Raw genomic sequence first — 1318 nt, 5'->3', positions numbered from 1 at the left:
GGCAGCACGCACAGGCCCGCGGCGATGCGTTCGCGGGCGACGTCGGCGGCGCGGACGGGGTGCAGCCGGGGGACGTAGCGCAGGATCGGTTCCCGGTGCCGGGGGGTGCGGCAGTAGAACTGCCCGGCATCGGCCGGCTCTTCCTCGCTGGGGGAGGGGACCAGCAGGTGCGGCAGCCATCCCTGTCCGATGGCGCCGGGGATGCCGGTCACCACCGGCACGTCGGCCGAGCGGCACGGCATGAGCACCCGGACGCCGAACGCCTCCGCGATGGCATCGCCCATCGCATCAGCGGTCGCATCCGTCGTCGACAACACGAGGCTGATCTTCGTCTTCCGACTGTAGGTCAACAGCTTGATGGTCATGTCCTTAGCGCGCTTGGACAACAGCCGGTACTCGTCGAGGAACACCACGATCGCGGGGGCCTGCGGGGTCGGCTCCCAGTCGTCGCGGAGGTCGGGCAGCAGGCTGACGCGGCGCTCTGCCCGCGTCAGCAGGCTCTCCAACAGCCGTTCTGCAGCCTGGGCGGAGTAGGCGGTGTGCGCGGCGCAGGGTCGCAGCGCGCCCAGCCCTCGTCCGGTGGGGTCGATGTCGATCGCCACAGCATCGACGCACGACGTCACGAACTCCGCCAGGCGTCGCACCATCGACGATTTACCGCCGCCGCTGACCGCGGTGATGATGACGTGCTGGCCGGCCAGCAGCACTTCGGTCTCGCCGCCGTCGATCGAGCCGCCCAGGCTCACTCGGTCCAGGATCGAGGAGGAGCGCGGCGCGCGGACGGGGTAGGGAGCGGTGGCCGCGGCGACGAACGGGTCGGACGTGAGCACGCGGAGGGTGACCGCGGCGCTGTCCTCCGGGTCCGGCACCTGTGCCAGCAGCCGGCCGCGGCCGACGCGGAGGGTTGTGGCCACGGTCGGGAACGACGCCGACAGCTGCTCCAGCGTGCCGTTCTTCAGCACCAGCGGGACACGCCACCCCCACGTCGTCGCCTCCGGCACCCCCACGTCGCCGATCGGCGCTTTGTGAGCCTTGAGGGCCAGACGGACCGCTTCGCGGGCCTCTCGGGGCGAACGGCCGGCCTCCCTGATCGCGAACGGCTCGGGGTCGGCGTCCGCGTTCAGGCCCTCGCCGGGGGCGGCGGCCGGGATGAAGCGGAGACGGGGGACCGGGGGGCGGCGCCGTGTGGGGTGGCGGCCCTGCCAGGCGGCGCCGGCGGTGGCGAGCAGCAGCGCGGCCAGAGTGACGACGGCGTCGAAGACGGGGGCCAGCCCCCACAGCAGCAGCCACAGGGCGGCGGCGGCCAGCAGCAATGCGG

Annotated in this window: 1 pseudogene; it reads right to left on the bottom strand. The window is 73.1% G+C overall.

Features of this window, described 5'->3' with window-relative positions:
• A pseudogene (locus tag AB0I03_RS26675) lies at window positions 1-1318 on the bottom strand (hypothetical protein); the annotation flags it as partial.

Origin of the sequence: Glycomyces sp. NPDC021274, from assembly GCF_040641195.1 — a bacterium.
Taxonomy (GTDB): Bacteria; Actinomycetota; Actinomycetes; order Mycobacteriales; family Micromonosporaceae; genus Glycomyces.
This window is presented reverse-complemented; position numbering and strand designations above follow the sequence as displayed.